Consider the following 24502-nt stretch of genomic DNA (forward strand, 5'->3'; position numbering starts at 1 on the left):
CGCGAGGTAATACCATTCCTTATCCGTTTTTGTGTATTCATTATTGTGCTATGTCATGACGGTATGTTGTGCCCAGGATGACACTCGCGTTACTCCACGGCAAACGCTTTGTCCAGTTTGCTATAACCAAGCCCATTGATTTTTTTCACTTTTATCTGCACGGGGATACGTTCTTTCATGGCTTCCACGTGGCTAATCACACCGATGGTCTTCCCGCTGGCATTCAGCGCGTCGAGCGCATCCAGCGCGGCGTCCAGCGTTTCGCTATCAAGCGTGCCGAAGCCTTCGTCGAGGAACAAAGAATCAATGCGCGTTTTATGGCTGACCAAATCTGATAACGCCAGCGCCAGCGCCAGGCTGACCAGGAAACTTTCGCCGCCTGATAACGTTCGCGTATCGCGCACGGCGTCGGCCTGCCAGGTATCGACAACCTCCAGTTCCAGCGCGTCGCTGGCTTTGCGCTGCAATAAATAGCGGCCATGCAGACGGGTGAGCTGATGATTCGCCAGCCAGACCAGATTATCCAGCGTCAGTCCCTGGGCGAATTTGCGGAACTTATCACCTTCTTTAGATCCGATCAGCGCATTGAGATAGCCCCAGTCTTCCACTTGCTGAGAGGCTTGCTTCATTTCCGCCATCAGCGCGCGTTGGCGCTGCCGATTATCTGCATCCTGTTTAATTTGCTGGCGGATTTCCCCCTGGCGTGTCGTGTTCTCGCGCAGTTGTTGCGCCAACTGCGTCAGCCGCTGCGCGAGCTGCTCCGCCGTACACGTTGGGTCCAGACCGGCGGGCGGCTGTTGCTGATGGTCAGCCAGCGCCTGCGCGGACTGCGCGCTTAACGCCTTCGCTTGTTGTAGCTGACTTTCCAGCGTTTGTTGTTGTTTTTCCAGACGGGTCACGGTCTCTTCATCCAACAACGCCGCCAGGAACGTTGCCTGGCTGTCAAACGGGCTATTTTTTAACGCCGCATCAAAGTGCGCTATCGCCTCGGCGGCGCGCTGCTGTTCCTGCGTCGTCTGTTCCTGCAGGGTTTGCAACTGGCTTTGTAATGACACGCACTCATCATGCGCCTGCCGCCAGTTATCCAGCGGCACGTCGTCGTCGGAATCCGCGGTATCCGTTTGCGGTAGCGTCTCCAGCAACGGGGCAAGCCTGTCGATCTGCGTTTGCAAATCCGCGAACTCTGTCTGACGCTGTTGCCATATTTTCGCTTCGTCGGCGCGCTCATTCAGCCATGCGGCCTCGTCTTCTGGCGCAGGAAGGGAAAGCTTATACTGCGCCAAATCAGCCGTCAGCGACGCCTGACGCTGCGCAATCTGCGCGGTAAAGCGCGCTACCTGTTCAGTATGCGCCGCGATTTGCGTTTGTAGAGCATGACGCTGGCTGAGCTGATCCAACTGTTGCTCATGCTCTTCCGCGGCGGTCAGCCAGCCAGCGAGGTTTTCTTGCGGCTGGAGCTGAACGCCCAGCGTAGCGCACAGCGTTTGCCATTCCTCAGTAAGCGCTTGCTCCTCCTGCAACAACGACTGCGCCTCGCTTTCATCCCGCTGTAATTGTTGCGTTAAGGCATCTAACTGTCCTCGCAGCGCCGCGCCTTCTTCCGCCAGCGTTTTGACCTCTTTTTCCAGCGCGTCGCGGCGGGTTTGATTCGCGCTCAGTTCCAGCGCCTGATAGGCGGCGATGGCGGGGTGCGTCGTCGAGCCGCAAAGCGGGCACGGCTGGCCGGACTGTAAGTGCGCCCGCTGGCTTTCCAGATTTTTGATGCGCGCCTCCTGCTCGCAAATAGTGCGAACGTCCGCAAGCTCCTGCGCTTTAGTCTTATAACTCAGGCGCTTATCCGCCAGACGTTGGGTGTATTGCGCCTGCTCCTGATGATGACGCGCGATAGCTGCCTGTAGCTGCGCCTGACGCTTTTGTTTCGGGACAATTTGCCCCTGAAGCGCGGCGAGACGATGGCGTAGCGGACGCTGCCGGGTATGCAATGCTCTGGCTTCCGCCAGCGCCTGTGGCGTGAGGTCGAGCGTGAGCGGCGGTAGCGCATCACGCTGACGCGTATCGCTCAGCAACTGCTGTTGCCATTGGCTCAGTTGCGCCCGATCGTGGGATTGTTGTGTTAATAATGCTCGCCACCCCGCCAGTTCGCTGCGCCAGACGCGGATGCCGTCGTGTTCCGCCAGCCATGTCTTCAACCGCTGCCCTGTGGCGTTCAGTTGCGTGAATTGTCGATGCGCGCAGGCGCGGATACGCTGGCGCAGGCGATACGCGCTTTGTAAGCGAGCATTCACTTCATCACTGTGCTGGCGAACACGCTCAACGGCGCGGGTTTGTTCCTGAATGCGCTCCCAATGCGGGCGCAACTGGCGAGCAGGTTGCGCCAGCGTCAGCGCCGCGAGCTGCGGCTGCGCTTTTTCTCGCGCCTCTTGCGCCGCGTACAGCGCCTGCTGTCGGGCGTGTAATTCAGTGTGGAGTTCGTTTTTTCGGGTCAGCCAGTGAAGGTGCTGCTGCTGTCCCTGCTGGCTGGCCAGCAGGCGTTTCTCTTCGTCAGTAAGCGCCTGCAAACTAGCTTCCAGTTGCTGTAACTGTTCGTCCGCCAATAGGGCGACGCCGCTGGCCTGCGCTTGTAACTTTTCCAGTTCGAGACGGGCTGATTTATGTTTTTCAAATACCTGTGCGGAGATCTGCCCGTAAATCTCAGTGCCGGTGAGCTCCTCCAGAAGCTCTGCGCGCTCTTTCGCTTTGGCGTTAAGAAAGGCGGCGAACTGCCCCTGTGATAACAACATCGAACGGGTGAAGCGCCCGTAGTCCAGCCCGGTCAACGTGGCGATCATCTCCAGTTTATCCTTTACCTTATCGGCAAAGATCTTTCCGTCTGAACACCGCGCCAGCTCCACGCGTGGGGCCTGGAGATTGCCGTCAGGCTGATTTCGGGCTCGGTTCTGGCTCCAGAACGCGCGCCAGGCTTCGCCTTTTACCTCAAACTCCACTTCGGCCAGACATTCCGCCGTATCGCGCGTCATCAAATCGTTTTGCGACTGCGATACCGTATTCAGGCGCGGCGTTTCGTGGTACAGCGCCAGGCAGATGGCGTCAAGCAAGGTGGTTTTTCCCGCGCCGGTCGGGCCGGTAATGGCGAATAACCCGTTACTGGCAAACGGTTCGGCGGTAAAGTCGACCTTCCATTCTCCTTTCAGCGAGTTCAGGTTTTTCAGACGCAAACTGAGAATTTTCATGCCTCATGCTCCTCATTCAACGCGTAGAGCGTGCTGGAAAAGAGCTGATTCAGGCGCTCGCGCTGCGGGGGATCTAACGCTTCCAGCGCCAGACGCCGCGCAAAAACCTCCTCCACGCTAAGCTCGCTTAATGTTTCCCGCCGCTCGTTCGCCAGCGAGCGCTCGCGCTGTTCGCGGCTACGGCGCACCAGTAATACCTCTACGGGTAGCGACTCCGTTAGCGTCTGTATTCTGCGTTGGATATCGTGCAGATAATCATCGGTGGTGATTTCAATATCCAGCCAGACGGGAGGCGATTGCTCCACGCCGCGCCACTGCTCAAGCTGTTCGGTAATCGACTCCAGGTCGCCTTTTAAAACCGCCAACGGTTGAGTCACGGGGACAGCCAGACTTTCGGTGCTTTGCCATTTCCCCTGCTCGAAGGTCACCAGATGCACGCATTTGCTTTTGCCGCACTCATCAAAGCTGAGGGCGATGGGCGAGCCGCAATAGCGGATATGCTCTGTGCCGCCGACACATTGCGCGCGGTGAATGTGTCCTAATGCGATATAATCCGCGGGGGGGAAATGCTGCGCCGGAAAGGCATCCAGCGTACCGATGTAAATGTCGCGAACCGCATCGCTTTTGCTGGCGCCGACGGTGGTTAAATGCCCCGTCGCGATAATCGGCAGCTTTCGTTCGCCGCGTAGCTGGCACGCTTCCTGATACTGCTGTTGATAATAATCGGCAATCGCATGAAGAAGTTGCTGCTGTTTCTCGCTGCCGGATAATCCCGCCTGACTGGTAAGAATGTCGCGCGGGCGCAAAAAGGGAATGGGGCACAGTACGGCGCCCGGAGAACCGTCGCGACGATGAAGTAGCTGCGGCGCATAGCCCGCACTGGCGATCACGGTTGTATTGAGAAACGCCAGAATGTCGCGCGACTCGTTTAGCGTGGCAACGGAATCATGATTACCGGCCAGCACCACCAGATGACAGCCCGTTTGCTGTAAATTAACGACGAAACGGTTATAAAGTTCTCGGGCATAGCTTGGCGGCGAACCGGTATCAAAAATATCGCCAGCGACAATAATGGCATCCACCTGATGGGCCTGCGCGGTCTCCAGCAGCCAGTCCAGAAAAGCCTGATGCTCCGCGGCGCGGCTTTTACTGTAGAAATTTTGTCCCAGATGCCAGTCAGAGGTGTGGAGGATGCGCATAATTGTTCCATGCAAAAAAAGCGTGAACGGGATTATACACGTCATCCCCTCCATTTTTGGGCGCAATTTACCGCCGGTACACGGTAATGCACGGTTTCACCGGTGTCATAAATCATCAACATGCTGTCAATGCCGCCTTTTTTTTTCATAAATCTGTCATAAATCTGACGCATAATGGCGCGGCATTGATAACTAACGACTAACAGGGCAAATTATGGCGAGACGTATTCTGGTCGTAGAAGATGAGGCGCCGATCCGTGAAATGGTGTGCTTCGTGCTCGAACAAAATGGCTTTCAGCCCGTAGAAGCCGAAGATTATGACAGTGCGGTGAATAAACTTAATGAACCCTGGCCGGATCTCATCCTTCTTGACTGGATGTTGCCCGGCGGGTCAGGGTTACAGTTTATTAAACATCTCAAACGTGAAGCCATGACCCGGGATATTCCCGTGGTTATGCTGACCGCAAGAGGTGAGGAAGAAGATCGCGTGCGCGGACTGGAAACCGGCGCTGACGATTACATTACCAAGCCGTTTTCCCCCAAGGAGTTGGTGGCGCGCATTAAAGCCGTTATGCGGCGCATCTCGCCGATGGCGGTCGAAGAGGTGATCGAGATGCAGGGACTGAGCCTTGATCCCGGCTCTCACCGCGTGATGACCGGCGACAGCCCGCTGGATATGGGGCCGACCGAATTTAAATTACTCCATTTCTTTATGACGCACCCGGAACGGGTTTACAGTCGCGAGCAGCTACTCAATCATGTCTGGGGCACCAATGTGTACGTTGAAGACCGGACGGTCGACGTGCATATTCGCCGTTTGCGTAAGGCGCTGGAGCACAGCGGCCACGACCGGATGGTGCAAACGGTACGCGGGACAGGGTATCGTTTTTCGACCCGCTTTTAATGCCTTTTCCGCCAGTAGAACACAGGTTTCTGGCGGAGAAGGCTTTCCATTCTTGAGGGAGTATGACGCGTGCTGGAACGGCTGTCATGGAAAAGGCTGGTGCTGGAGCTGGTGCTCTGTTGCATCCCCGCGCTTATCCTTAGCGCTTTTTTTGGTTATCTGCCGTGGTTTTTACTGGCGGCGGTGACGGGACTGCTTGTCTGGCATTTCTGGAATTTATTACGCCTCTCCTGGTGGCTTTGGGTCGACAGAAGTATGACGCCGCCGCCGGGACGGGGAAGTTGGGAACCGCTGTTATACGGTTTACACCAGATGCAGTTGCGAAATAAGAAGCGTCGTCGCGAGCTGGGGAACCTGATTAAACGTTTTCGCAGCGGCGCGGAGTCGCTGCCTGATGCCGTGGTACTGACCACAGAAGAGGGCGGCATTTTTTGGTGTAACGGTTTGGCGCAACAGATACTGGGGCTACGCTGGCCGGATGACAACGGGCAGAATATTCTCAATCTACTGCGTTATCCGGAGTTTACCCAGTATTTAAAAACGCGTGATTTCACCCGTCCGCTTCATTTGGTGCTCAATACCGGGCGGCATCTGGAGATCCGCGTTATGCCTTATACCGATAAACAACTCCTGATGGTGGCGCGCGATGTGACGCAAATGCATCAGCTTGAAGGCGCCAGACGTAACTTTTTCGCCAACGTTAGCCATGAGTTGCGTACGCCCTTGACGGTATTGCAAGGCTATCTGGAAATGATGCAGGAACAGGCGCTGGAGGGGACGACGCGAGAGAAAGCGCTGCATACGATGCGCGAGCAAACGTATCGTATGGAAGGGCTGGTAAAACAACTGCTTACGCTGTCTAAAATTGAGGCGGCCCCGGCGCTGTTATTAAATGAAAAAGTGGATGTACCGATGATGCTGCGGGTCGTGGAGCGTGAAGCGCAGACGCTCAGCCAGCAGAAACATACCTTTACGTTTGAGGTCGACGATAGTCTTAGCGTTCTGGGCAATGAAGAGCAGCTACGTAGCGCGATCTCAAACCTGGTGTATAACGCGGTAAACCATACGCCGGCGGGAACGCATATTACGGTGAACTGGCGACGTGCCGCGCATGGCGCTGAATTTTGCATTCAAGATAACGGTCCGGGGATTGCTGCCGAGCATATTCCTCGTCTGACCGAACGCTTCTACCGTGTCGATAAAGCGCGTTCGCGGCAAACGGGCGGTAGCGGCCTGGGATTGGCGATTGTGAAACATGCGTTGAATCACCATGAAAGCCGCCTTGAAATCGACAGTTCGCCTGGCAAAGGAACGCGATTTAGCTTTGTGCTGCCGGAACGTTTAATTGCCAAAAATAGCGATTAATTGCCTTTCGTAAGTATAACTTTCCATAAGCCAGCGGATGCTGGCTTATTTTCTTTGCAGTTAAGACGGGGTCGTTGAAACATTCAACGTTTGGTGATTTTTTGTTCGCATGATTAGCCATAACTTTTTCATGAGAATGGTGTTTTATTCTGGTTGTAAATTTCATATCGCTATATTCATCTGGTTTTTAGATCCCACCTTGCTTTAAAACGTTATAAGCGTTTAAATTGCGCTTCAGGTGCTGTCATTACGACTGCATTTGCGCGGTAAATCGAAAAACAATTCTTCGCCGCATCGGTCCGGGAGCTTTTCCCGCTGAAATTGATAAAAAACGCCGCTTTATAATCCTCCGGGAAAGGCAAAAATTTTAATGTTTACAACATCACCATCCACAGGCAGTAAGACTTTATGACCCATCAGTTAAAATCGCGCGATATCATCGCCCTGGGCTTTATGACATTTGCGCTGTTCGTTGGCGCAGGCAATATTATCTTTCCTCCTATGGTCGGTTTGCAGGCGGGTGAACACGTCTGGACAGCCGCTATTGGCTTTCTGATTACCGCCGTAGGGCTACCGGTTCTTACTGTTGTGGCGCTGGCGAAAGTCGGCGGCGGCGTAGACAGCCTCAGTACGCCGATTGGTAAAGTGGCGGGACTCCTGCTGGCGACCGTTTGCTATCTGGCCGTCGGGCCGTTATTTGCGACGCCGCGTACCGCGACGGTGTCGTTTGAGGTCGGTATCGCTCCGTTGACCGGCGATTCTGCAATGCCGTTGCTGATTTACAGCGTGGTCTATTTCGCTATCGTTATTCTGGTTTCCCTCTATCCGGGTAAGCTGCTGGATACGGTGGGGAATTTCCTGGCACCGTTGAAAATTATTGCGCTGGTCATCCTTTCCGTCGCGGCTATCGTTTGGCCTGCCGGCCCAATCAGCAACGCCCTGGACGCTTATCAGAATGCGGCCTTTTCTAACGGATTTGTGAACGGCTATCTGACGATGGATACGCTGGGCGCGATGGTGTTTGGTATCGTTATTGTGAACGCGGCGCGTTCTCGCGGCGTGACCGAAGCGCGCCTGTTGACGCGTTACACGGTCTGGGCCGGCCTGATGGCGGGCGTGGGGCTGACGCTGCTTTATCTTGCCTTGTTCCGCTTAGGTTCTGACAGCGCGACGCTGGTCGATCAGTCAGCGAACGGCGCGGCGATTCTTCATGCCTACGTTCAGCATACCTTTGGCGGCGCGGGAAGCTTCCTGCTGGCGGCGCTGATCTTTATCGCGTGTCTGGTGACGGCGGTGGGGCTGACCTGCGCCTGCGCTGAGTTTTTCGCGCAGTATATTCCGCTGTCTTACCGCACGCTGGTCTTTATTCTCGGCGGCTTCTCTATGGTGGTGTCAAACCTCGGACTGAGCCATCTGATTCAAATCTCCATTCCGGTGCTGACGGCTATCTATCCGCCGTGTATCGCACTGGTTGTATTAAGTTTTACCCGCTCATGGTGGCATAATTCCACCCGCATCATCGCGCCGGCCATGTTTATCAGTCTGCTTTTTGGTATCCTTGACGGCATCAAAGCATCTGCCTTTGGCGATATGCTGCCAGCCTGGAGTCAGCGTTTGCCGCTGGCGGAACAGGGACTGGCGTGGTTGATGCCAACGGTGGTGATGGTGATCCTGGCGATTATCTGGGATCGCGCGGCGGGTCGGCAGGTGACCTCCAGCGCTCACTAAAATCGCTGACATATGTGTACACCACGGGGCTTAACGCCCCGTGGTTTTTTATTGTGTTGATAGGTCAGAAATTGATGGAAAGCAATAATAAGCTAAAGCGTGGGCTGAGCACCCGGCACATTCGCTTTATGGCATTAGGTTCGGCAATCGGCACCGGCCTGTTTTACGGCTCGGCGGACGCCATCAAAATGGCGGGGCCGAGCGTGCTGTTGGCCTATATTATTGGCGGGGTCGCGGCATATATCATTATGCGCGCATTGGGGGAAATGTCCGTTCACAACCCTGCCGCCAGCTCATTTTCGCGCTATGCGCAGGAAAACCTCGGCCCGCTTGCGGGCTATATTACCGGCTGGACCTACTGTTTTGAGATCCTGATCGTCGCCATTGCCGACGTGACCGCGTTCGGCATTTACATGGGAGTCTGGTTCCCCGCCGTGCCGCACTGGATTTGGGTACTTAGCGTGGTGCTGATCATTTGCGCCGTCAACCTGATGAGCGTCAAGGTGTTCGGCGAGCTGGAGTTTTGGTTCTCCTTCTTCAAAGTCGCCACCATTATTATCATGATTGTCGCGGGTATCGGCATTATTGTGTGGGGAATTGGCAACGGCGGGCAGCCCACCGGCATTCATAACCTGTGGAGCAACGGCGGCTTCTTCAGCAATGGCTGGCTGGGAATGATCATGTCGCTGCAAATGGTGATGTTCGCTTACGGCGGGATTGAAATTATCGGTATCACCGCCGGGGAAGCGAAAGACCCGGAGAAATCCATTCCGCGCGCTATTAACTCAGTACCGATGCGTATCCTGGTATTTTATGTCGGCACGCTGTTCGTCATTATGTCTATCTATCCGTGGAATCAGGTCGGCACAAACGGCAGTCCATTTGTGCTGACGTTCCAGCATATGGGGATTACCTTCGCCGCCAGCATTCTGAACTTTGTGGTATTGACCGCCTCGCTTTCCGCTATCAACTCCGATGTGTTTGGCGTAGGCCGTATGCTGCATGGTATGGCGGAGCAGGGGAGCGCGCCGAAAGTCTTTGCCAAAACGTCACGCCGTGGTATTCCGTGGGTCACTGTGCTGGTGATGACGATTGCGCTGCTGTTTGCGGTTTACCTGAACTACATCATGCCGGAAAACGTTTTCCTGGTGATTGCCTCGCTGGCGACGTTTGCGACGGTATGGGTATGGATTATGATCCTGCTGTCGCAAATCGCCTTCCGCCGTCGTTTACCGCCGGAAGAGGTAAAAGCGCTGAAGTTTAAGGTGCCGGGCGGCGTCGTAACGACGATAGCGGGGCTGATTTTCCTGGTCTTCATTATTGCGCTTATCGGCTACCATCCGGATACCCGCATCTCACTGTATGTGGGCTTCGCCTGGATAGTTCTGCTGTTGATTGGCTGGATATTTAAACGCCGTCGCGACCGTCAATTGGCGCAGGCGTAGTCGTTTTTCTCTGCCTTATCCGGTCTGCAGGCAACGGCAGGCCGGATAAGCGGAGCCGCTTCTCCTCCTGGAGTCTCCTCCCCTAATAAACCCCTGGATGATGAGTTATCCTGTAAATCTCTATGGCAAGGTGGCCCCATTTTCAGTAGAGGGGATACGAGATGTTGAATGCCTGGCACTTACCGGTTGCCCCATTTGTGAAGCAACATAACGATAAATTAACCATTACGCTGTGGCTGAGCGGAGAAAATCCGCCGTCTCGCGTGACGTTGCGCTCAGAATTCGATAATGAAGAAATCTCACTGGCGATGCGCAAACAGCGCCGCCAGCCGCAGCCGGGCGTGACGGCGTGGCGAGCGACGCTCAATATCGCGTTAGGGCAGCCACGTCGCCGTTACAGCTTTAAATTGCTTTGGCACGACCGCCAGCTTTGGTTTACGCCGCAGGGATTTAGCCGTTTTCCGCCTGCGCGTCTGGAACAATTTGCGGTTGATGCGCCGGATAGCGGCCCGCAGTGGGTCGCCGATCAAATTTTTTATCAGATCTTCCCGGATCGTTTTGCCCGCAGCGCGACGCGTGAAGCCGATCAGGACCGGGTGTATTACCATCATGCCGCAGGTCAGGAGATTGTGCTGCGCGACTGGGACGATCCTTTAACCCCCCAGGCGGGCGGTTCCACCTTTTACGGCGGCTGTCTGAATGGCATTTGTGAGAAGCTGCCGTATCTGAAAAAACTGGGCGTCACAGCGCTATATCTGAATCCGGTATTTACCGCGCCGAGCGTCCATAAGTACGACACGGAAGATTATCGCCATGTCGATCCGCAATTTGGCGGCGATCGGGCGCTGCTACGCCTGCGGCGTGAAACCCAGGCGCAAGGCATGAGGCTGGTGCTGGATGGCGTGTTTAATCATAGCGGCGACTCGCATGCGTGGTTTGACAGGCATAACCGCAGCACTGGCGGCGCGTGCCATCACCCGGACTCGCCGTGGCGCGACTGGTACTCCTTTTCACCACAAGGCGTGGCGCTGGACTGGCTGGGTTATCCGAGCCTGCCGAAACTCGATTATCAATCAGAAACACTGGTCGATGAGATCTATCGCGGTGAGGACAGTATCGTTCGTCACTGGCTAAAGGCACCGTGGAATATGGACGGCTGGCGGCTGGATGTCGTACATATGCTGGGCGAGGCGGGCGGGGCGCGCCACAATTTGCAGCACGTCGCCGGCATTACCCGGGCGGCAAAAGAGGCGCAGCCTGAAGCCTATATTGTGGGGGAACATTTCGGCGATGCGCGGCAGTGGCTACAGGCCGATGCGGAAGATGCCGCCATGAATTATCGCGGCTTCACCTTCCCGCTATGGGGATTTCTCGCCAATACTGATATCGCTTACGAACCACAGCATATTGATGCCCGGACCTGTATCGCGTGGATGGATAACTACCGCGCCGGGCTGTCACATCAGCAACAACTACGCATGTTTAATCAACTCGACAGCCATGATACTGCGCGCTTTAAAACCTTGCTCGGTAAAGACGCGGCGCGCCTGCCGCTGGCGGTGGTCTGGCTGTTTACATGGCCCGGCGTGCCATGTATTTATTACGGCGATGAAGTCGGCGTGGACGGCGCAAATGACCCCATGTGCCGCAAACCGTTCCCGTGGGATGAACGCAAGCAGGACGGCAACTTGCTGGCGCTGTACCAGCGTATGGCGAAACTGCGCCAGCGCAGTCTGGCGCTGCGTCGTGGCGGATGCCAGGCGCTGTATGCCGAAGGTGACGTAGTGGTATTCGTGCGAGTTTATCAGCAGCAGCGGGCGCTGGTGGCGATTAACCGGGGCGAGGCCTGTGAAGTGGCGCTGGAAGCGTTGCCGTTGCTGAACGTGGCCGGATGGCAATGTAAAACGGGAAGCGGTGACATCCGCGAGGGAAGACTTAATTTACCCGCGATTTCCGCGACCGTATGGATGAATCGTTGAGGCGAGGTGGTTCGTAACACCTCACGCATAAAAAAGGCTCGCATTCGCGAGCCTTTTATCAATGCACTGACTTACAGGCTGGAAATGTTCTCAGCCAGGTATTTAGCCACGCCGTCCGGAGAGGCGTTCATGCCTTCTTTGCCTTTTTCCCACTGCGCCGGGCAGACATCGCCGTGCTCTTCGTGGAACTGCAGCGCGTCGACCATACGCAGCATTTCGTCGATGTTACGACCCAGCGGCAGATCGTTTACGACCTGGTGGCGAACAATACCGTTAGCGTCAATCAGGAAAGAGCCGCGCAGCGCAACGCCTTCGTCCGGATGTTCGATACCGTAAGCTTTCTGAATTTCACGCTTCACGTCAGCAACCATTGCGTATTTCACCGGGCCAATGCCGCCTTTATCGACAGGGGTGTTACGCCATGCGTTGTGGACGAACTCAGAGTCGAAAGAAACGCCGACCACTTCAACGCCGCGCTTCTGGAATTCTTCATAACGTTTATCGAAGGCGATCAGCTCAGACGGGCAAACAAAAGTGAAGTCCATCGGCCAGAAGAACAGAACGGTTGTTTTACCATTGGTGTGCTGTTTGAAGTTGAATTTATCAACAATCTCACCGCTACCCAGTACCGCCGCAGCGGTGAAATCCGGGGCCTGACGAGTAACCAGTACCATAATAATTCTCCTGCAATATTAAGGGTTTTAGAACGCAACGCGGGCAGTATAGGGAGGGCGAAGCGACAAAACAATGCGGTCTTGACAATCAATGAGACAGCTTTTGCCTATCGATCGGGTCATTATAAATCGTAATGATGACCCCTTTATGACAGCGAACCATCTTTCTGCCAACGGCGGATCTGACGCACGCCCTCGCTATCAGGCCGTCACAGCGCTTTGCGGGCGGCCTGTGCCATCATACGCGGATAAAAATGCCAGAAGCGCTCTTCTAACGCGTCGTAGTGCGCGTCCAGATCGTACCAGGAATCACGCAAGGCATCCAGCCGGGGACGGCGATTCGCCATGCCATTCAGCACGTTTTGAATGAAATCCATATCGCGATACCGCTCTAACCATTTTTCTGACCAAAGATAATCATTCAGGTTGACAAAGCGTGGCGGGGAGTCGGGCAGAATCGTCGCGACCTGCGCATGGGCGTAGCCGACAAACGCCTGAAGTGGAAAATCAGGAGAGATTTGCGTCCAGTGGCGCGATAAAAAATGATCCCACATGACGTCCAGCGTAATGGGCGCCACGCGCCGCGTTTCATGGCGGAACCACTCTCGCGCCTCACGAACTTCCGGCAGGTTGTCGGTCATGACGTCAATACGCCGATGCATATAAATACCCTCTACGACGTCAGGAGGATAATGCGTTGCCGGGTTACCGCGGACAAAATCGGCCAGCAGATTACCGGAAAGCGAGCTGTCGGCAAGGTGCGCCAGATGCAGGTGAGCAAGAAAATTCATTATTGATTCTCTGTCCAAAAAGCGGGTAACGGTTGCAGCGGGAACGCCCCGGCACTAGACTACCCGCCTCTTATTTTAGTCTGAGTCAGAGTCATGCGCGTTACCGATTTTTCCTTTGAACTACCCGAATCCCTGATTGCCCACTACCCACAGCCGGAACGCAGTCGCTGCCGTTTGCTGTCATTAGAGGGGCCGACGGGCGCGCTGACGCACGGTACTTTCACCGATCTGCTCGATAAGCTCAACCCTGGCGATTTGCTGGTTTTCAATAATACCCGCGTGATCCCGGCGCGGCTCTTTGGCCGTAAAGCCAGCGGCGGCAAGATAGAAGTGCTGGTCGAACGTATGCTCGATGATAAACGCATCCTGGCGCATATTCGCGCTTCTAAAGCGCCAAAACCGGGCACGGAACTGCTGCTGGGCGACGACGAAAGTATTCACGCGACCATGACCGCGCGTCACGGCGCTCTGTTTGAAGTTGAGTTTAATGACCCGCGTCCGGTGCTGGATATTCTCAACGCCATCGGCCATATGCCGTTGCCGCCGTACATCGACCGTCCGGACGAGGACGCCGACCGCGAACTGTACCAGACGGTCTACAGTGAAAAACCGGGCGCCGTCGCCGCGCCGACCGCAGGGCTGCACTTTGATGAGCCGCTGCTGACGGCGCTTCGTGAGAAAGGTATCGAAATGGCGTTTGTTACGCTACACGTAGGCGCGGGCACTTTCCAGCCGGTGCGTGTCGATACCATTGAAGATCACATCATGCACTCCGAATATGCTGAGGTGCCGCAAGAGGTGGTCGACGCGGTGCTGGCGGCGAAAGCGCGCGGCAACCGGGTTATCGCCGTCGGCACGACCTCGGTACGCTCGCTGGAAAGCGCGGCGCAGGCGGCAAAAAGCGATTTGATAGAGCCGTTCTTCGGCGATACGCAAATCTTTATTTATCCAGGTTATCAATACAAAGTGATTGATGCGCTGATCACCAACTTCCATCTGCCGGAATCGACGTTGATTATGCTGGTTTCCGCATTTGCCGGTTATCAACACACCATGAATGCCTATAAGACTGCGGTAGAACAAAAATATCGCTTTTTTAGCTACGGGGACGCGATGTTTATCACGTACAATCCGCAGGCTATTTTTGAGCGTCCGTAAGAATGCCATTTTGACGCCGGGCAGTGCTCGCCATCCTCACGTACTGCGTGTACGCTCCGGTGGCTGTGCGCTGGCCGCCCCCAAATGGCTGCGCCGATGACGCCTTCGGGAATTTATTAGCTATGGAATCATTCCGTAGCGAGTCGTTAAACGTCGGACTGTTTTTCTGACGCAGGAGTGATAATGAAATTTGAGTTAGATACCACCGATGGTCGCGCGCGTCGCGGTCGTCTGGTGTTTGATCGTGGCGTAGTGGAAACGCCTGCTTTTATGCCTGTGGGTACTTACGGTACGGTAAAAGGCATGACGCCGGAAGAAGTGGAAGCGACCGACGCGCAGATTATTCTCGGCAACACTTTCCACCTGTGGCTGCGCCCGGGTCAGGAAATCATGAAGCTGCATGGCGATCTGCACGATTTTATGCAGTGGAAAGGGCCGATTCTCACCGATTCCGGCGGCTTCCAGGTCTTCAGCCTCGGCGATATTCGTAAGATTACCGAGCAAGGCGTGCACTTCCGTAACCCGATCAACGGCGATCCGATTTTCCTCGATCCGGAAAAGTCGATGGAGATCCAGTACGATCTCGGTTCCGATATCGTGATGATCTTTGATGAATGTACGCCGTACCCGGCAGACTGGGACTATGCTAAACGCTCAATGGAGATGTCGTTGCGTTGGGCGAAGCGTAGCCGCGACCGTTTTGATAGCCTTGGCAATAAGAATGCGCTTTTTGGCATCATTCAGGGCAGCGTTTACGAAGATTTACGCGATATCTCGGTGAAAGGTCTGGTAGAGATTGGCTTTGATGGCTACGCTGTCGGCGGTTTGGCTGTCGGTGAGCCGAAAGCAGATATGCACCGCATTCTGGAGCACGTCTGCCCGCAGATCCCGGCTGACAAACCGCGTTACCTGATGGGCGTGGGTAAACCGGAAGATCTGGTGGAAGGGGTGCGTCGCGGTATTGATATGTTTGACTGTGTCATGCCAACGCGAAATGCCCGTAATGGTCATCTGTTTGTGACCGACGGCGTGGTGAAGATTCGTAATGCAAAGCATAAAAGCGATACCAGCCCGCTTGACGCCGAGTGCGATTGCTACACCTGTCGCAATTATTCACGCGCTTACTTGCATCATCTCGACCGTTGCAACGAAATATTAGGTGCGCGTCTCAATACCATTCATAACTTGCGTTACTACCAGCGTTTGATGGCGGGTTTACGCAAGGCTATTGAAGAGGGTAAATTAGAGAGCTTCGTAACCGAGTTTTACCAACGTCAGGGGCGACCCGTTCCACCTTTGAACGTTGATTAATTTTAATAATGAGGGAATTTGAATGAGCTTTTTTATTTCTGATGCGGTAGCGGCAACAGGTGCTCCAGCGCAGGGCAGCCCGATGTCTCTGATTTTAATGCTGGTGGTGTTTGGTCTGATTTTCTATTTCATGATCCTGCGCCCGCAGCAGAAGCGCACCAAAGAGCACAAAAAGCTGATGGACTCCATTGCGAAAGGTGATGAAGTTCTGACGAATGGCGGTCTGGTCGGTCGAGTGACCAAAGTAGCGGAAGCCGGCTACATTGCCATCGCGCTGAATGACACCACGGAAGTGGTTATCAAACGTGACTTCGTAGCTGCCGTTCTGCCGAAAGGCACCATGAAGGCGCTGTAATATTTCGTTTTCCCAAAGGGAACTGCCGTGTTAAACCGTTATCCTTTGTGGAAGTACATCATGCTGGTCGTCGTGATTATCGTCGGCCTGCTTTACGCACTTCCCAACCTGTATGGTGAGGATCCGGCTGTTCAAATCACTGGCGTGCGCGGCGTCGCCGCCAGTGAGCAAACGCTGATCCAGGTCCAGAAAACGTTACAAGAAGAAAAAATTCCCGCTAAGTCTGTGGCACTGGAAGAGGGCGCTATTCTTGCGCGCTTCGACACCACCGATACCCAGCTACGCGCCCGTGAAGCGCTGATGAGCGTGCTGGGGGATAAATATGTCGTGGCGCTTAACCTTGCGCCGGCTACGCCGCGCTGGTTGGCGGCTATTCACGCCGATCCGATGAAGCTCGGTCTTGATCTGCGCGGCGGCGTTCACTTCCTGATGGAAGTGGATATGGATACCGCGTTAGGTAAACTCCAGGAACAAAATATCGATAGCCTGCGCAGCGATCTGCGTGAAAAAGGCATTCCTTATACCACCGTTCGTAAAGAAAATAATTATGGGCTGAGCATCACGTTCCGTGACAGCAAAGCGCGTGATGAGGCGATCGCCTATCTGACGCCGCGTCATCGTGACCTGGTGATTTCCAGCCAGAGCGGTAATCAACTTCGCGCGGTAATGACCGATGCGCGCCTGAGCGAAGCGCGTGAATACGCCGTTCAGCAGAACATTAATATTCTGCGTAACCGTGTTAACCAACTGGGCGTCGCGGAGCCTGTCGTACAACGCCAGGGCGCAGACCGTATTGTGGTTGAGCTGCCGGGTATCCAGGATACCGCTCGCGCGAAAGAAATTCTCGGCGCGACCGCGACGCTGGAATTCCGTCTGGTGAATACCAACGTTGACCAGGCCGCTGCTGCTGCCGGGCGTGTACCGGGCGATTCCGAAGTGAAACAGACCCGCGAAGGTCAGCCGGTGGTATTGTACAAACGCGTGATCCTCACCGGCGACCATATCACCGACTCGACGTCCAGCCAGGATGAATATAACCAACCGCAGGTTAACATCTCGCTGGATAGCGCAGGCGGCAATATCATGTCTAACTTCACTAAGGACAATATCGGCAAACCGATGGCGACCCTGTTTGTGGAGTATAAAGACAGCGGTAAGAAAGACGCTAACGGTCGCGCCGTACTGGTGAAACAGGAAGAGGTGATTAACATTGCCAACATCCAGTCTCGGCTGGGTAACAGCTTCCGTATTACTGGTATCAGCAACCCGAACGAAGCGCGTCAGCTCTCGTTGCTGCTGCGTGCGGGCGCCCTGATTGCGCCGATTCAGATCGTTGAAGAGCGCACCATTGGCCCGACTCTGGGTATGCAGAACATCAAGCAGGGCCTGGAAGCCTGTCTGGCCGGTCTGGTGGTCTCCATCCTGTTCATGATCTTCTTCTATAAGAAGTTTGGTCTGATTGCGACCAGCGCGTTAGTGGCTAACCTGGTGTTGATTGTCGGTATCATGTCGCTGTTGCCGGGGGCAACGCTCAGTATGCCGGGGATTGCGGGTATCGTGTTAACCCTTGCGGTGGCGGTCGACGCCAACGTTCTGATTAACGAACGTATCAAAGAAGAGTTGAGTAATGGCCGCACGGTACAGCAGGCGATAAACGAAGGCTATGCCGGTGCGTTCAGTTCCATCTTCGATGCGAACATCACGACGCTGATTAAAGTCATCATTCTGTATGCTGTCGGTACCGGGGCAATTAAAGGGTTCGCGATTACGACCGGTATCGGTGTGGCGACGTCGATGTTTACCGCGATTATCGGTACGCGTGCTATCGTAAACCTGCTATATGGCGGCAAGCGCGTCACTAAGCTGTCAATCTGAGGAGTGCGATGTGGCACAGGAATACACTGTTGAACAACTAAACCACGGCCGTAAAGTCTATGACTTTATGCGCTGGGACTTCTGGGCATTCGGCATCTCCGGGCTGTTGCTGATCGCGGCCATTGTCATTATGGGCGTACGCGGGTTTAACTGGGGGCTGGATTTCACCGGTGGCACGGTAATTGAAATCACGCTGGAAAAACCGGCTGAAATGGACGTGATGCGCGAAGCGCTGCAAAAAGCGGGCTATGAAGAGCCGCAGTTGCAGAACTTTGGCAGCAGTCACGACATTATGGTGCGTATGCCGCCAACCGAAGGCGAAACCGGTGGTCAGGTGCTGGGTAGCAAAGTGGTGACGATCATTAATGAAGCCACCAACCAGAATGCGGCCGTGAAGCGTATTGAATTCGTGGGGCCAAGCGTGGGCGCCGATCTGGCGCAAACCGGCGCTATGGCGCTGCTGGTGGCGTTGATCTCTATCCTCGTTTATGTCGGTTTCCGCTTTGAGTGGCGACTGGCAGCAGGGGTGGTCATCGCGCTGGCGCACGACGTGATCATTACGCTGGGGATACTGTCGCTTTTCCATATCGAGATTGACCTGACCATTGTGGCATCGTTGATGTCGGTGATCGGTTACTCGCTGAACGACAGTATCGTGGTCTCCGACCGTATTCGTGAAAACTTCCGCAAAATCCGTCGCGGGACGCCTTACGAAATCTTTAACGTGTCGCTGACCCAGACGCTACACCGCACGTTGATTACCTCCGGTACGACGTTAGTGGTAATTCTGATGCTGTATCTCTTCGGCGGTCCGGTACTGGAAGGCTTCTCGCTGACGATGCTGATCGGTGTCTCTATTGGTACGGCATCTTCTATCTATGTCGCATCGGCGCTGGCGCTGAAACTCGGTATGAAGCGCGAGCATATGTTGCAGCAGAAAGTCGAAAAAGAAGGGGCGGATCAGCCGTCCATTCTGCCGTAAGCTGGCGTTAACATGACTGAAAAAAGCCGCAACATCGCAGGGTGCTGCGGCTTTTTATTATCCAGAATAAACTCGATTGCATGAGGAACTATCATGGCTATCATCCCAAAAAACTACGCGCGCCTGGAAAGCGGCTATCGTGAAAAAGCGCTGAAGCTGTTTCCGTGGGTGTGCGGACGTTGTTCCCGTGAGTTTGTGTATTCAAATCTGCGTGAGCTGACGGTGCATCATATCGATCATGACCACACCAATAACCCGGAAGACGGCAGCAACTGGGAGCTATTGTGCCTCTACTGCCACGATCATGAGCATTCTAAATATACCGAAGCCGATCAGTACGGTTCGACGGTCATTGCCGGGGAAGATGCGCAAAAAGATGTCGGCGAGGCGACTTATAACCCGTTTGCCGATCTGAAAGCGATGATGAACAAAAAGAAATAAGCAGACTGCTGACAAAGCTGTTGGTGCTGTTGAATGTTAGGTTACGCTTCGCTCCACCCAACGGAATCCGCAATATAAATGAATTATTGGTTTTCGTAGGTCGGATGCAATCTGACATTTTTTCAGCCCCGGAGTTTGTCGCCAGCCCCAAACTTCCTGTAACGCATACATTGTCACTGGAATCCCGATCGCAAGGTTGGGATTTTTTTGTTTTTAAGTCCTGCCGATACTGGCGAGCAGAGTAGAATCAGCGGTAAGCCGGGGCAACCCGGTGAGGCGCAATGTTGCGGGGGCTTGATCCCCGGTGGCCTTGTCGCTGGAAAGAGAAAACCCCCGCACATTGTTCGGTATTCACCGGCAACATTACGGGGGCTAACTTGACCCTAGACAAGTTGAGGATAGCCGCGAACCGTTGCCATTGCAACAAAGGCGGCAATATGACGCTCACAGAGTTGAGCATTACTATCTGGCACGATCTGGCGGCGCCAACGCTGTTCGGGATTGCGACAGGTCTGTTTTTAGGCTGGTGGCATCGCCGGAAGTAATGTGAAGTGGGCGCGACTCGCCGCCGCATGGCAGCATGCGCCCGAAACGGGCCAGAGGGCGACCTCTGGCCTTTTTTGCAGGTTTAGAAGTTGTAACCCACGACCAGGTAGCCGCCCCAGCCGGTAGATTTCGCGCTGAAATCGCCGTCGCCCCAGTTCAGTTTTGCGCCATTCTGCCACTGTCCGCCGTTATGGAAGTAACGCGCAACGACCGAGTAGTGCCAGTGATCGTAGTTCAGCGCCAGGATATGGCTGGAAGCGATGGAGTTGCTGGTACGGTTCGGATCGTCGCCTAAATCAGATCCCCAGTCAAAGTTGGTAAAGCCGATATAGCTCAGTTTACCGCCCCACAGATCGGTGATGGGGACGAAGTATTTCACTTTGAAACGGTAGCCGTCCCATTCGTTTTCATTGGACGCGCCGTAGTTTTGCCACTGATATTTCGCATACACGTTCAGCGACAGGCCCATCGGCAGACCGGTGTCGATATCGGTCCCCAGACCCATATACCACGTGCTCTGGCGGCTGGCTTTGTTATCGCCCATATCGTAGATGTAGTTGTTGGCGAAATACCACTCTTTAAACGGGCCGAAGCTCAGGTCTGCGCCGGTCAGCTTATCAATCGAGAAACGCGGTTCGATTTCCATGAACAGCGGAGAACCGTCAGACCAGATACCTTTATCGTTGCCGTTACCCCAATCAAAGGTTTTGGGAATATCGATATAGCCGTAGAAATCAAACCAGTCTTTTTTGGCAAATGCTTCATATTCCAGATAGACGTCGTTGTTCAATTTTGGCGAGAAACGGGTATGGTAGCTGCCTACCACGTTTACACTCTGGTGCCACCAGTCGGACAAATACTGCGGCTGATCATTTTCTGCTGCGTTAGCAGTAAAAGATGAGGTGAGCGCCAGCGCTGCGCTGACTGCGAGTAAAGTTTTTTTCATATGTATGCCACTGTTTGAAATCCCTTGCGGGAGTGAAAAGAACGCAATTTGCGTTTCTAAATATTTCGTGTTTCTGCGGAGCCTATTATAAAAATCATTGCTCACAAAAATATGTCTTGTTTCACATATCTATCATTTACGTAATCGATTGCGTTCACGTTTGCGCATTTTAGGTGCGGCGACAGTACTGTCTTTCATGAATATTACCAATCTATGTCATAAATGACGGAAATGTCAGTAGGGCAACAAAAGTCGCGCGGGGGATGTTGCGGAACGCACAAAACGCTCCGCCAGAACGTTTATTGATTAACAGGCTGAATATCATGGATGCGAATGAAGCCTAACTGCGCCGGAGTGATCCCCTTCAACGGTAACGAAATATTGACATCACTGGGCGCCAGCAAGCTGGCAGGCGCATTTACCAGAAGGCTCTGTGCATTCACCTCCTGATAGTTCTCCGTAGTGCCCTGAATTTGCCCGTACTCTACGGTAGCGCTGAATGCCGGCAGCGGATCGCGGGACTCGCCCTGAATGCGTAACGTTGCGTGAGCGCCGTCTGCGACAGGCGTAATGTCCAGCAATGTCATACGTAGCGTACCGATCTGACTCTCCAGCCGGGCAGGCGTATTGGCGCCAGGCAACAAATAGACGCCGCGGGTTGACTCCGCATTCAGCTTATTTTGTTGGGTAATTTTTACCGTTTCCTGATTCAGTTGGGTCATCTCTTTATTCAGGGTGCTAATGCTTTGATGCATCTGGCGAACTTCGCTCTGCGGCGCGCAGGCGGTCAGGCTCAAGAGACTTCCCACCAGGAGAATTCTTAGGTAACGTCTTGTCATGTCGATCATTTCCTTCGTGGTCCGATAGCGTAATGGTAGTGCGCTATACGCACAAAGGCACCGATCCTTTATCTCAAAAGCGCTCCGCCTTTGTTGTCGCGCCAGTTCAGGGTAAAATAGCGTTTTCTAAATCATCTGGTCAGGACGCCGTATGCATTGCCCATTTTGTTTCGCCGTAGATACCAAAGTCATTGACTCTCGTCTTGTAGGCGAGGGCTCGTCCGTGCGCCGCCGTCGGCAGTGTCTGGTGTGTAATGAACGCTTTACGACCTTTGAAGTGGCTGAACTGGTCATGCCGCGCGTGATAAAAAGCAACGATGTGCGCGAACCCTTTAATGAGGATAAGCTGCGTAGCGGCATGTTGAGAGCGCTGGAAAAAAGACCCGTCAGCGCAGATGATGTTGAAATGGCATTGAACCATATTAAGTCACAATTACGTGCCACTGGGGAGCGTGAAGTTCCCAGCAAGATGATTGGCAACCTGGTCATGGAGCAGCTGAAAAAACTCGATAAAGTCGCGTATATTCGCTTTGCCTCCGTCTATCGCAGTTTCGAAGATATCAAAGACTTTGGCGAAGAAATCGCTCGCCTACAGGACTAAGCCATGCAGGATGAATTTTACATGGCGCGAGCGCTAAAACTGGCGCAGCGTGGGCGTTTCACCACTCACCCGAACCCTAATGTCGGCTGTGTCATTGTTAACAATGGCGACATCGTCGGCGAAGGTTATCACCAGCGCGCCGGAGAGCCGCACGCCGAGGTCCATGCGCTGCGGATGGCGGGCGCAAAAGCCAAAGGCGCAACCGCCTATGTCACGCTTGAACCCTGTAGCCATCATGGGCGAACGCCGCCATGTTGCGATGCGCTGATTGCGGCCGGCGTCGCGCGCGTGGTCGCCGCGATGCAGGACCCAAATCCACAGGTCGCCGGGCGCGGGCTGTATCGCCTGCAACAGGCGGGTATTGCGGTCAGCCACGGGTTAATGATGAGTGAAGCGGAGGCGCTCAATAAAGGCTTCCTCAAGCGGATGCGTACCGGATTCCCTTATCTTCAGCTTAAACTGGGCGCCTCCGTGGATGGACGGACGGCGATGGCCAGCGGCGAAAGCCAGTGGATCACCTCGCCGCAGGCCCGGCGCGACGTTCAGCGCTTGCGTGCGCAAAGTCACGCTATCTTAACCAGTAGCGCGACGGTATTGGCTGACGATCCGGCCTTGACGGTGCGTTGGGCGGAGTTAGATGCCTCTACGCAGGCGTCTTACCCGCAGGAAAATCTGCGCCAGCCGGTGCGAATTGTTATCGACAGCCAAAACCGGGTAACGCCTGCGCATCGTATTGTGCAGCAGCCTGGCGAAACGTGGATCGCGCGTACCCAAGAAGATAGCCGCGCGTGGCCCGATTCGGTTCGTACTATCAGCGTGCCGGCGCACAACGGACATTTGGATCTGGTTGTGCTGATGATGCAGTTAGGCAGGCAGCAGATTAATAGCATATGGGTTGAAGCCGGACCGGGACTGGCGGGCGCGTTGCTGCAAGCCGGGCTGGTGGATGAACTGATTGTCTATGTCGCGCCTAAATTGTTGGGAACCCAGGCGCGGGGATTATGCGAATTGCCGGGGCTTGAGAAGCTCGCCGACGCGCCGCAATTTACCTTCAGCGAAATACGTCATGTCGGCCCGGATGTTTGCCTGCATATGGTGAGCGCATGAGTTCTCCCGTCGAAAGGGGAGCAGCGCTCAAATTATTATGATAAAATCCGCCCCCCTGCGGGGCCAAATGAACCCTGGAAGAGAGAATATGAACATTATTAAAGCTAACGTTGCAGCCCCTGACGCTCGTGTCGCCATCACTATTGCGCGTTTCAATCAGTTTATCAACGACAGCCTGCTGGATGGCGCGGTTGATGCCCTGACGCGTATTGGTCAGGTAAAAGATGATAATATTACCGTAGTGTGGGTGCCTGGCGCCTATGAACTGCCGCTGGCGACCGAAGCGCTGGCGAAAAGCGGTAAATATGACGCCGTGGTTGCGCTGGGAACCGTGATTCGCGGGGGGACTGCGCACTTTGAATATGTGGCAGGCGGCGCCAGCAATGGCCTGGCAAGCGTTGCCCAGGACAGTGGCGTGCCGGTAGCCTTTGGTGTTCTGACCACCGAGAGTATTGAACAAGCCATCGAACGTGCTGGTACAAAAGCCGGTAATAAAGGCGCAGAAGCTGCGCTGACCGCGCTTGAAATGATTAATGTATTGAAAGCCATTAAGGCCTGATTTTTTGTAAGGGGAATTCCGTGAAACCTGCTGCTCGTCGCCGCGCCCGTGAGTGTGCCGTCCAGGCGCTTTACTCCTGGCAGTTGTCCCAGAACGACATCGCTGATGTTGAATACCAGTTCCTGGCGGAACAGGACGTAAAAGACGTCGACGTTCTCTATTTCCGTGAACTGCTATCCGGGGTGGCGACTAACAGCGCGTACCTGGATGGTTTAATGAAACCGTATCTGTCCCGCCTGCTTGAAGAGCTGGGACAGGTTGAAAAAGCCGTGCTGCGTATTGCGTTGTTTGAGCTGTCAAAACGCAGCGATGTGCCTTATAAAGTGGCCATCAACGAAGCGATTGAACTGGCGAAAACCTTTGGCGCTGAAGACAGCCACAAATTCGTCAACGGCGTACTGGATAAAGCAGCTCCGGTGATTCGTCCCAACAAAAAGTGATTCACAGGCCGGAAAGATAGCGGGCGA

The 24502-nt window shown here is 54.5% G+C and carries 22 protein-coding genes; 16 read left to right on the forward strand and 6 right to left on the reverse strand.

Going from position 1 to position 24502, the window contains the following annotated elements; genetic code table 11:
- Positions 1-89 precede the first annotated feature (89 nt).
- Both sbcC and sbcD read right to left on the reverse strand, forming a co-directional pair.
- Positions 90-3230, reverse strand: coding sequence for an exonuclease subunit SbcC (sbcC, locus tag ACLD3P_RS03240; protein ID WP_411006316.1), 3141 nt, complete (start codon positions 3228-3230; stop codon positions 90-92).
- Positions 3227-4429 carry an exonuclease subunit SbcD gene (sbcD, locus tag ACLD3P_RS03245; protein ID WP_411006317.1) on the reverse strand — a complete coding sequence of 401 codons (1203 nt, stop codon included), beginning with the start codon at positions 4427-4429 and terminating at the stop codon, positions 3227-3229. Before sbcD ends, sbcC begins: the two co-directional genes overlap by 4 nt.
- A 214-nt stretch (positions 4430-4643) precedes the next feature.
- Here sbcD and phoB point away from each other — a divergent pair, with 214 nt between their 5' ends.
- From phoB to malZ, 5 genes are all read left to right on the forward strand, one after another.
- The gene (gene phoB / locus ACLD3P_RS03250; RefSeq protein ID WP_000113921.1) at positions 4644-5333 is read left to right on the forward strand and encodes a phosphate response regulator transcription factor PhoB; all 690 of its coding nucleotides are present in this window, start codon (positions 4644-4646) and stop codon (positions 5331-5333) included.
- Between the two features lie 69 nt (positions 5334-5402).
- A complete protein-coding gene (gene phoR, locus ACLD3P_RS03255) occupies positions 5403-6698 on the forward strand; it encodes a phosphate regulon sensor histidine kinase PhoR (RefSeq protein ID WP_220569381.1) in 1296 nt (431 codons plus the stop codon).
- Between the two features lie 408 nt (positions 6699-7106).
- Complete coding sequence (gene brnQ / locus ACLD3P_RS03260; protein WP_000149625.1) at positions 7107-8426, forward strand: branched-chain amino acid transporter carrier protein BrnQ; 1320 nt, start codon at positions 7107-7109, stop codon at positions 8424-8426.
- Positions 8427-8500: 74 nt separating this feature from the next.
- Complete coding sequence (gene proY / locus ACLD3P_RS03265; RefSeq protein WP_411006342.1) at positions 8501-9871, forward strand: proline-specific permease ProY; 1371 nt, start codon at positions 8501-8503, stop codon at positions 9869-9871.
- 161 nt (positions 9872-10032) lie between these two features.
- On the forward strand, positions 10033-11850 hold the full coding sequence (gene malZ / locus ACLD3P_RS03270; RefSeq protein ID WP_411006318.1) for a maltodextrin glucosidase: 1818 nt from the start codon (positions 10033-10035) through the stop codon (positions 11848-11850).
- 71 nt (positions 11851-11921) lie between these two features.
- Here malZ and ACLD3P_RS03275 read toward each other — a convergent pair whose 3' ends face one another.
- Positions 11922-12524, reverse strand: a complete 603-nt coding sequence (locus ACLD3P_RS03275) for a peroxiredoxin (protein WP_000244731.1) — start codon at positions 12522-12524, stop codon at positions 11922-11924.
- Between the two features lie 209 nt (positions 12525-12733).
- On the reverse strand, positions 12734-13315 hold the full coding sequence (acpH, locus tag ACLD3P_RS03280) for an ACP phosphodiesterase (RefSeq protein WP_001009858.1): 582 nt from the start codon (positions 13313-13315) through the stop codon (positions 12734-12736).
- A 93-nt stretch (positions 13316-13408) separates the two neighbouring features.
- On the opposite strand from acpH, the gene queA reads away from it, so the two are divergent.
- From queA to ACLD3P_RS03315, 7 genes are all read left to right on the forward strand, one after another.
- Positions 13409-14473 (forward strand): S-adenosylmethionine:tRNA ribosyltransferase-isomerase, encoded by a 1065-nt coding sequence (gene queA / locus ACLD3P_RS03285; RefSeq protein ID WP_411006319.1) that lies wholly within the window; start codon positions 13409-13411, stop codon positions 14471-14473.
- A gap of 183 nt (positions 14474-14656) precedes the next feature.
- Entirely contained in the window at positions 14657-15784 is a 1128-nt protein-coding gene (gene tgt / locus ACLD3P_RS03290; protein WP_411006320.1) for a tRNA guanosine(34) transglycosylase Tgt, read from the forward strand.
- Between the two features lie 22 nt (positions 15785-15806).
- Complete coding sequence (gene yajC, locus ACLD3P_RS03295) at positions 15807-16139, forward strand: preprotein translocase subunit YajC (protein ID WP_000007628.1); 333 nt, start codon at positions 15807-15809, stop codon at positions 16137-16139.
- Positions 16140-16166: 27 nt separating this feature from the next.
- A complete protein-coding gene (gene secD / locus ACLD3P_RS03300) occupies positions 16167-18014 on the forward strand; it encodes a protein translocase subunit SecD (protein WP_000934811.1) in 1848 nt (615 codons plus the stop codon).
- Between the two features lie 10 nt (positions 18015-18024).
- Positions 18025-18996 carry a protein translocase subunit SecF gene (gene secF / locus ACLD3P_RS03305; RefSeq protein WP_000046629.1) on the forward strand — a complete coding sequence of 324 codons (972 nt, stop codon included), beginning with the start codon at positions 18025-18027 and terminating at the stop codon, positions 18994-18996.
- Positions 18997-19089: 93 nt separating this feature from the next.
- Complete coding sequence (yajD, locus tag ACLD3P_RS03310) at positions 19090-19437, forward strand: HNH nuclease YajD (protein ID WP_000974818.1); 348 nt, start codon at positions 19090-19092, stop codon at positions 19435-19437.
- 437 nt (positions 19438-19874) lie between these two features.
- Complete coding sequence (locus ACLD3P_RS03315) at positions 19875-19982, forward strand: type I toxin-antitoxin system toxin Ldr family protein (protein WP_411006321.1); 108 nt, start codon at positions 19875-19877, stop codon at positions 19980-19982.
- 83 nt (positions 19983-20065) lie between these two features.
- Here ACLD3P_RS03315 and ACLD3P_RS03320 read toward each other — a convergent pair whose 3' ends face one another.
- Both ACLD3P_RS03320 and ACLD3P_RS03325 read right to left on the reverse strand, forming a co-directional pair.
- Positions 20066-20929, reverse strand: coding sequence for a nucleoside-specific channel-forming protein Tsx (locus ACLD3P_RS03320; protein WP_000752021.1), 864 nt, complete (start codon positions 20927-20929; stop codon positions 20066-20068).
- Positions 20930-21228: 299 nt separating this feature from the next.
- Complete coding sequence (locus ACLD3P_RS03325) at positions 21229-21768, reverse strand: DUF3251 domain-containing protein (RefSeq protein WP_411006322.1); 540 nt, start codon at positions 21766-21768, stop codon at positions 21229-21231.
- A gap of 151 nt (positions 21769-21919) precedes the next feature.
- On the opposite strand from ACLD3P_RS03325, the gene nrdR reads away from it, so the two are divergent.
- The 4 genes from nrdR to nusB all read left to right on the forward strand — a co-directional run bounded on the left by nrdR (position 21920) and on the right by nusB (position 24475).
- The gene (gene nrdR, locus ACLD3P_RS03330; RefSeq protein WP_000543533.1) at positions 21920-22369 is read left to right on the forward strand and encodes a transcriptional regulator NrdR; all 450 of its coding nucleotides are present in this window, start codon (positions 21920-21922) and stop codon (positions 22367-22369) included.
- Positions 22370-22372: 3 nt separating this feature from the next.
- The gene (gene ribD / locus ACLD3P_RS03335) at positions 22373-23476 is read left to right on the forward strand and encodes a bifunctional diaminohydroxyphosphoribosylaminopyrimidine deaminase/5-amino-6-(5-phosphoribosylamino)uracil reductase RibD (RefSeq protein WP_001150229.1); all 1104 of its coding nucleotides are present in this window, start codon (positions 22373-22375) and stop codon (positions 23474-23476) included.
- A gap of 88 nt (positions 23477-23564) precedes the next feature.
- Positions 23565-24035 (forward strand): 6,7-dimethyl-8-ribityllumazine synthase, encoded by a 471-nt coding sequence (gene ribE / locus ACLD3P_RS03340; RefSeq protein ID WP_001021372.1) that lies wholly within the window; start codon positions 23565-23567, stop codon positions 24033-24035.
- Positions 24036-24055: 20 nt separating this feature from the next.
- Positions 24056-24475, forward strand: coding sequence for a transcription antitermination factor NusB (nusB, locus tag ACLD3P_RS03345; protein ID WP_000801129.1), 420 nt, complete (start codon positions 24056-24058; stop codon positions 24473-24475).
- The last annotated feature ends 27 nt before the right edge of the window (positions 24476-24502 follow it).

It is taken from the genome of Salmonella sp. 741265073_HBA (genome assembly GCF_046569105.1).
GTDB classification, from domain to species: Bacteria; Pseudomonadota; Gammaproteobacteria; order Enterobacterales; family Enterobacteriaceae; genus Salmonella; species Salmonella enterica.

What these genes read in the sequence shown, in the direction of transcription:
- sbcC (WP_411006316.1), bottom strand. Translation starts at nt 3,230, where the DNA reads ATGAAAATTCTCAGTTTGCGTCTGAAAAACCTGAACTCGCTGAAAGGA.
- sbcD (WP_411006317.1), bottom strand. Translation starts at nt 4,429, where the DNA reads ATGCGCATCCTCCACACCTCTGACTGGCATCTGGGACAAAATTTCTAC.
- phoB (WP_000113921.1), top strand. Translation starts at nt 4,644, where the DNA reads ATGGCGAGACGTATTCTGGTCGTAGAAGATGAGGCGCCGATCCGTGAA.
- brnQ (WP_000149625.1), top strand. Translation starts at nt 7,107, where the DNA reads ATGACCCATCAGTTAAAATCGCGCGATATCATCGCCCTGGGCTTTATG.
- proY (WP_411006342.1), top strand. Translation starts at nt 8,501, where the DNA reads ATGGAAAGCAATAATAAGCTAAAGCGTGGGCTGAGCACCCGGCACATT.
- malZ (WP_411006318.1), top strand. Translation starts at nt 10,033, where the DNA reads ATGTTGAATGCCTGGCACTTACCGGTTGCCCCATTTGTGAAGCAACAT.
- ACLD3P_RS03275 (WP_000244731.1), bottom strand. Translation starts at nt 12,524, where the DNA reads ATGGTACTGGTTACTCGTCAGGCCCCGGATTTCACCGCTGCGGCGGTA.
- acpH (WP_001009858.1), bottom strand. Translation starts at nt 13,315, where the DNA reads ATGAATTTTCTTGCTCACCTGCATCTGGCGCACCTTGCCGACAGCTCG.
- queA (WP_411006319.1), top strand. Translation starts at nt 13,409, where the DNA reads ATGCGCGTTACCGATTTTTCCTTTGAACTACCCGAATCCCTGATTGCC.
- tgt (WP_411006320.1), top strand. Translation starts at nt 14,657, where the DNA reads ATGAAATTTGAGTTAGATACCACCGATGGTCGCGCGCGTCGCGGTCGT.
- yajC (WP_000007628.1), top strand. Translation starts at nt 15,807, where the DNA reads ATGAGCTTTTTTATTTCTGATGCGGTAGCGGCAACAGGTGCTCCAGCG.
- yajD (WP_000974818.1), top strand. Translation starts at nt 19,090, where the DNA reads ATGGCTATCATCCCAAAAAACTACGCGCGCCTGGAAAGCGGCTATCGT.
- ACLD3P_RS03315 (WP_411006321.1), top strand. Translation starts at nt 19,875, where the DNA reads ATGACGCTCACAGAGTTGAGCATTACTATCTGGCACGATCTGGCGGCG.
- ACLD3P_RS03320 (WP_000752021.1), bottom strand. Translation starts at nt 20,929, where the DNA reads ATGAAAAAAACTTTACTCGCAGTCAGCGCAGCGCTGGCGCTCACCTCA.
- ACLD3P_RS03325 (WP_411006322.1), bottom strand. Translation starts at nt 21,768, where the DNA reads ATGACAAGACGTTACCTAAGAATTCTCCTGGTGGGAAGTCTCTTGAGC.
- nrdR (WP_000543533.1), top strand. Translation starts at nt 21,920, where the DNA reads ATGCATTGCCCATTTTGTTTCGCCGTAGATACCAAAGTCATTGACTCT.
- ribD (WP_001150229.1), top strand. Translation starts at nt 22,373, where the DNA reads ATGCAGGATGAATTTTACATGGCGCGAGCGCTAAAACTGGCGCAGCGT.
- ribE (WP_001021372.1), top strand. Translation starts at nt 23,565, where the DNA reads ATGAACATTATTAAAGCTAACGTTGCAGCCCCTGACGCTCGTGTCGCC.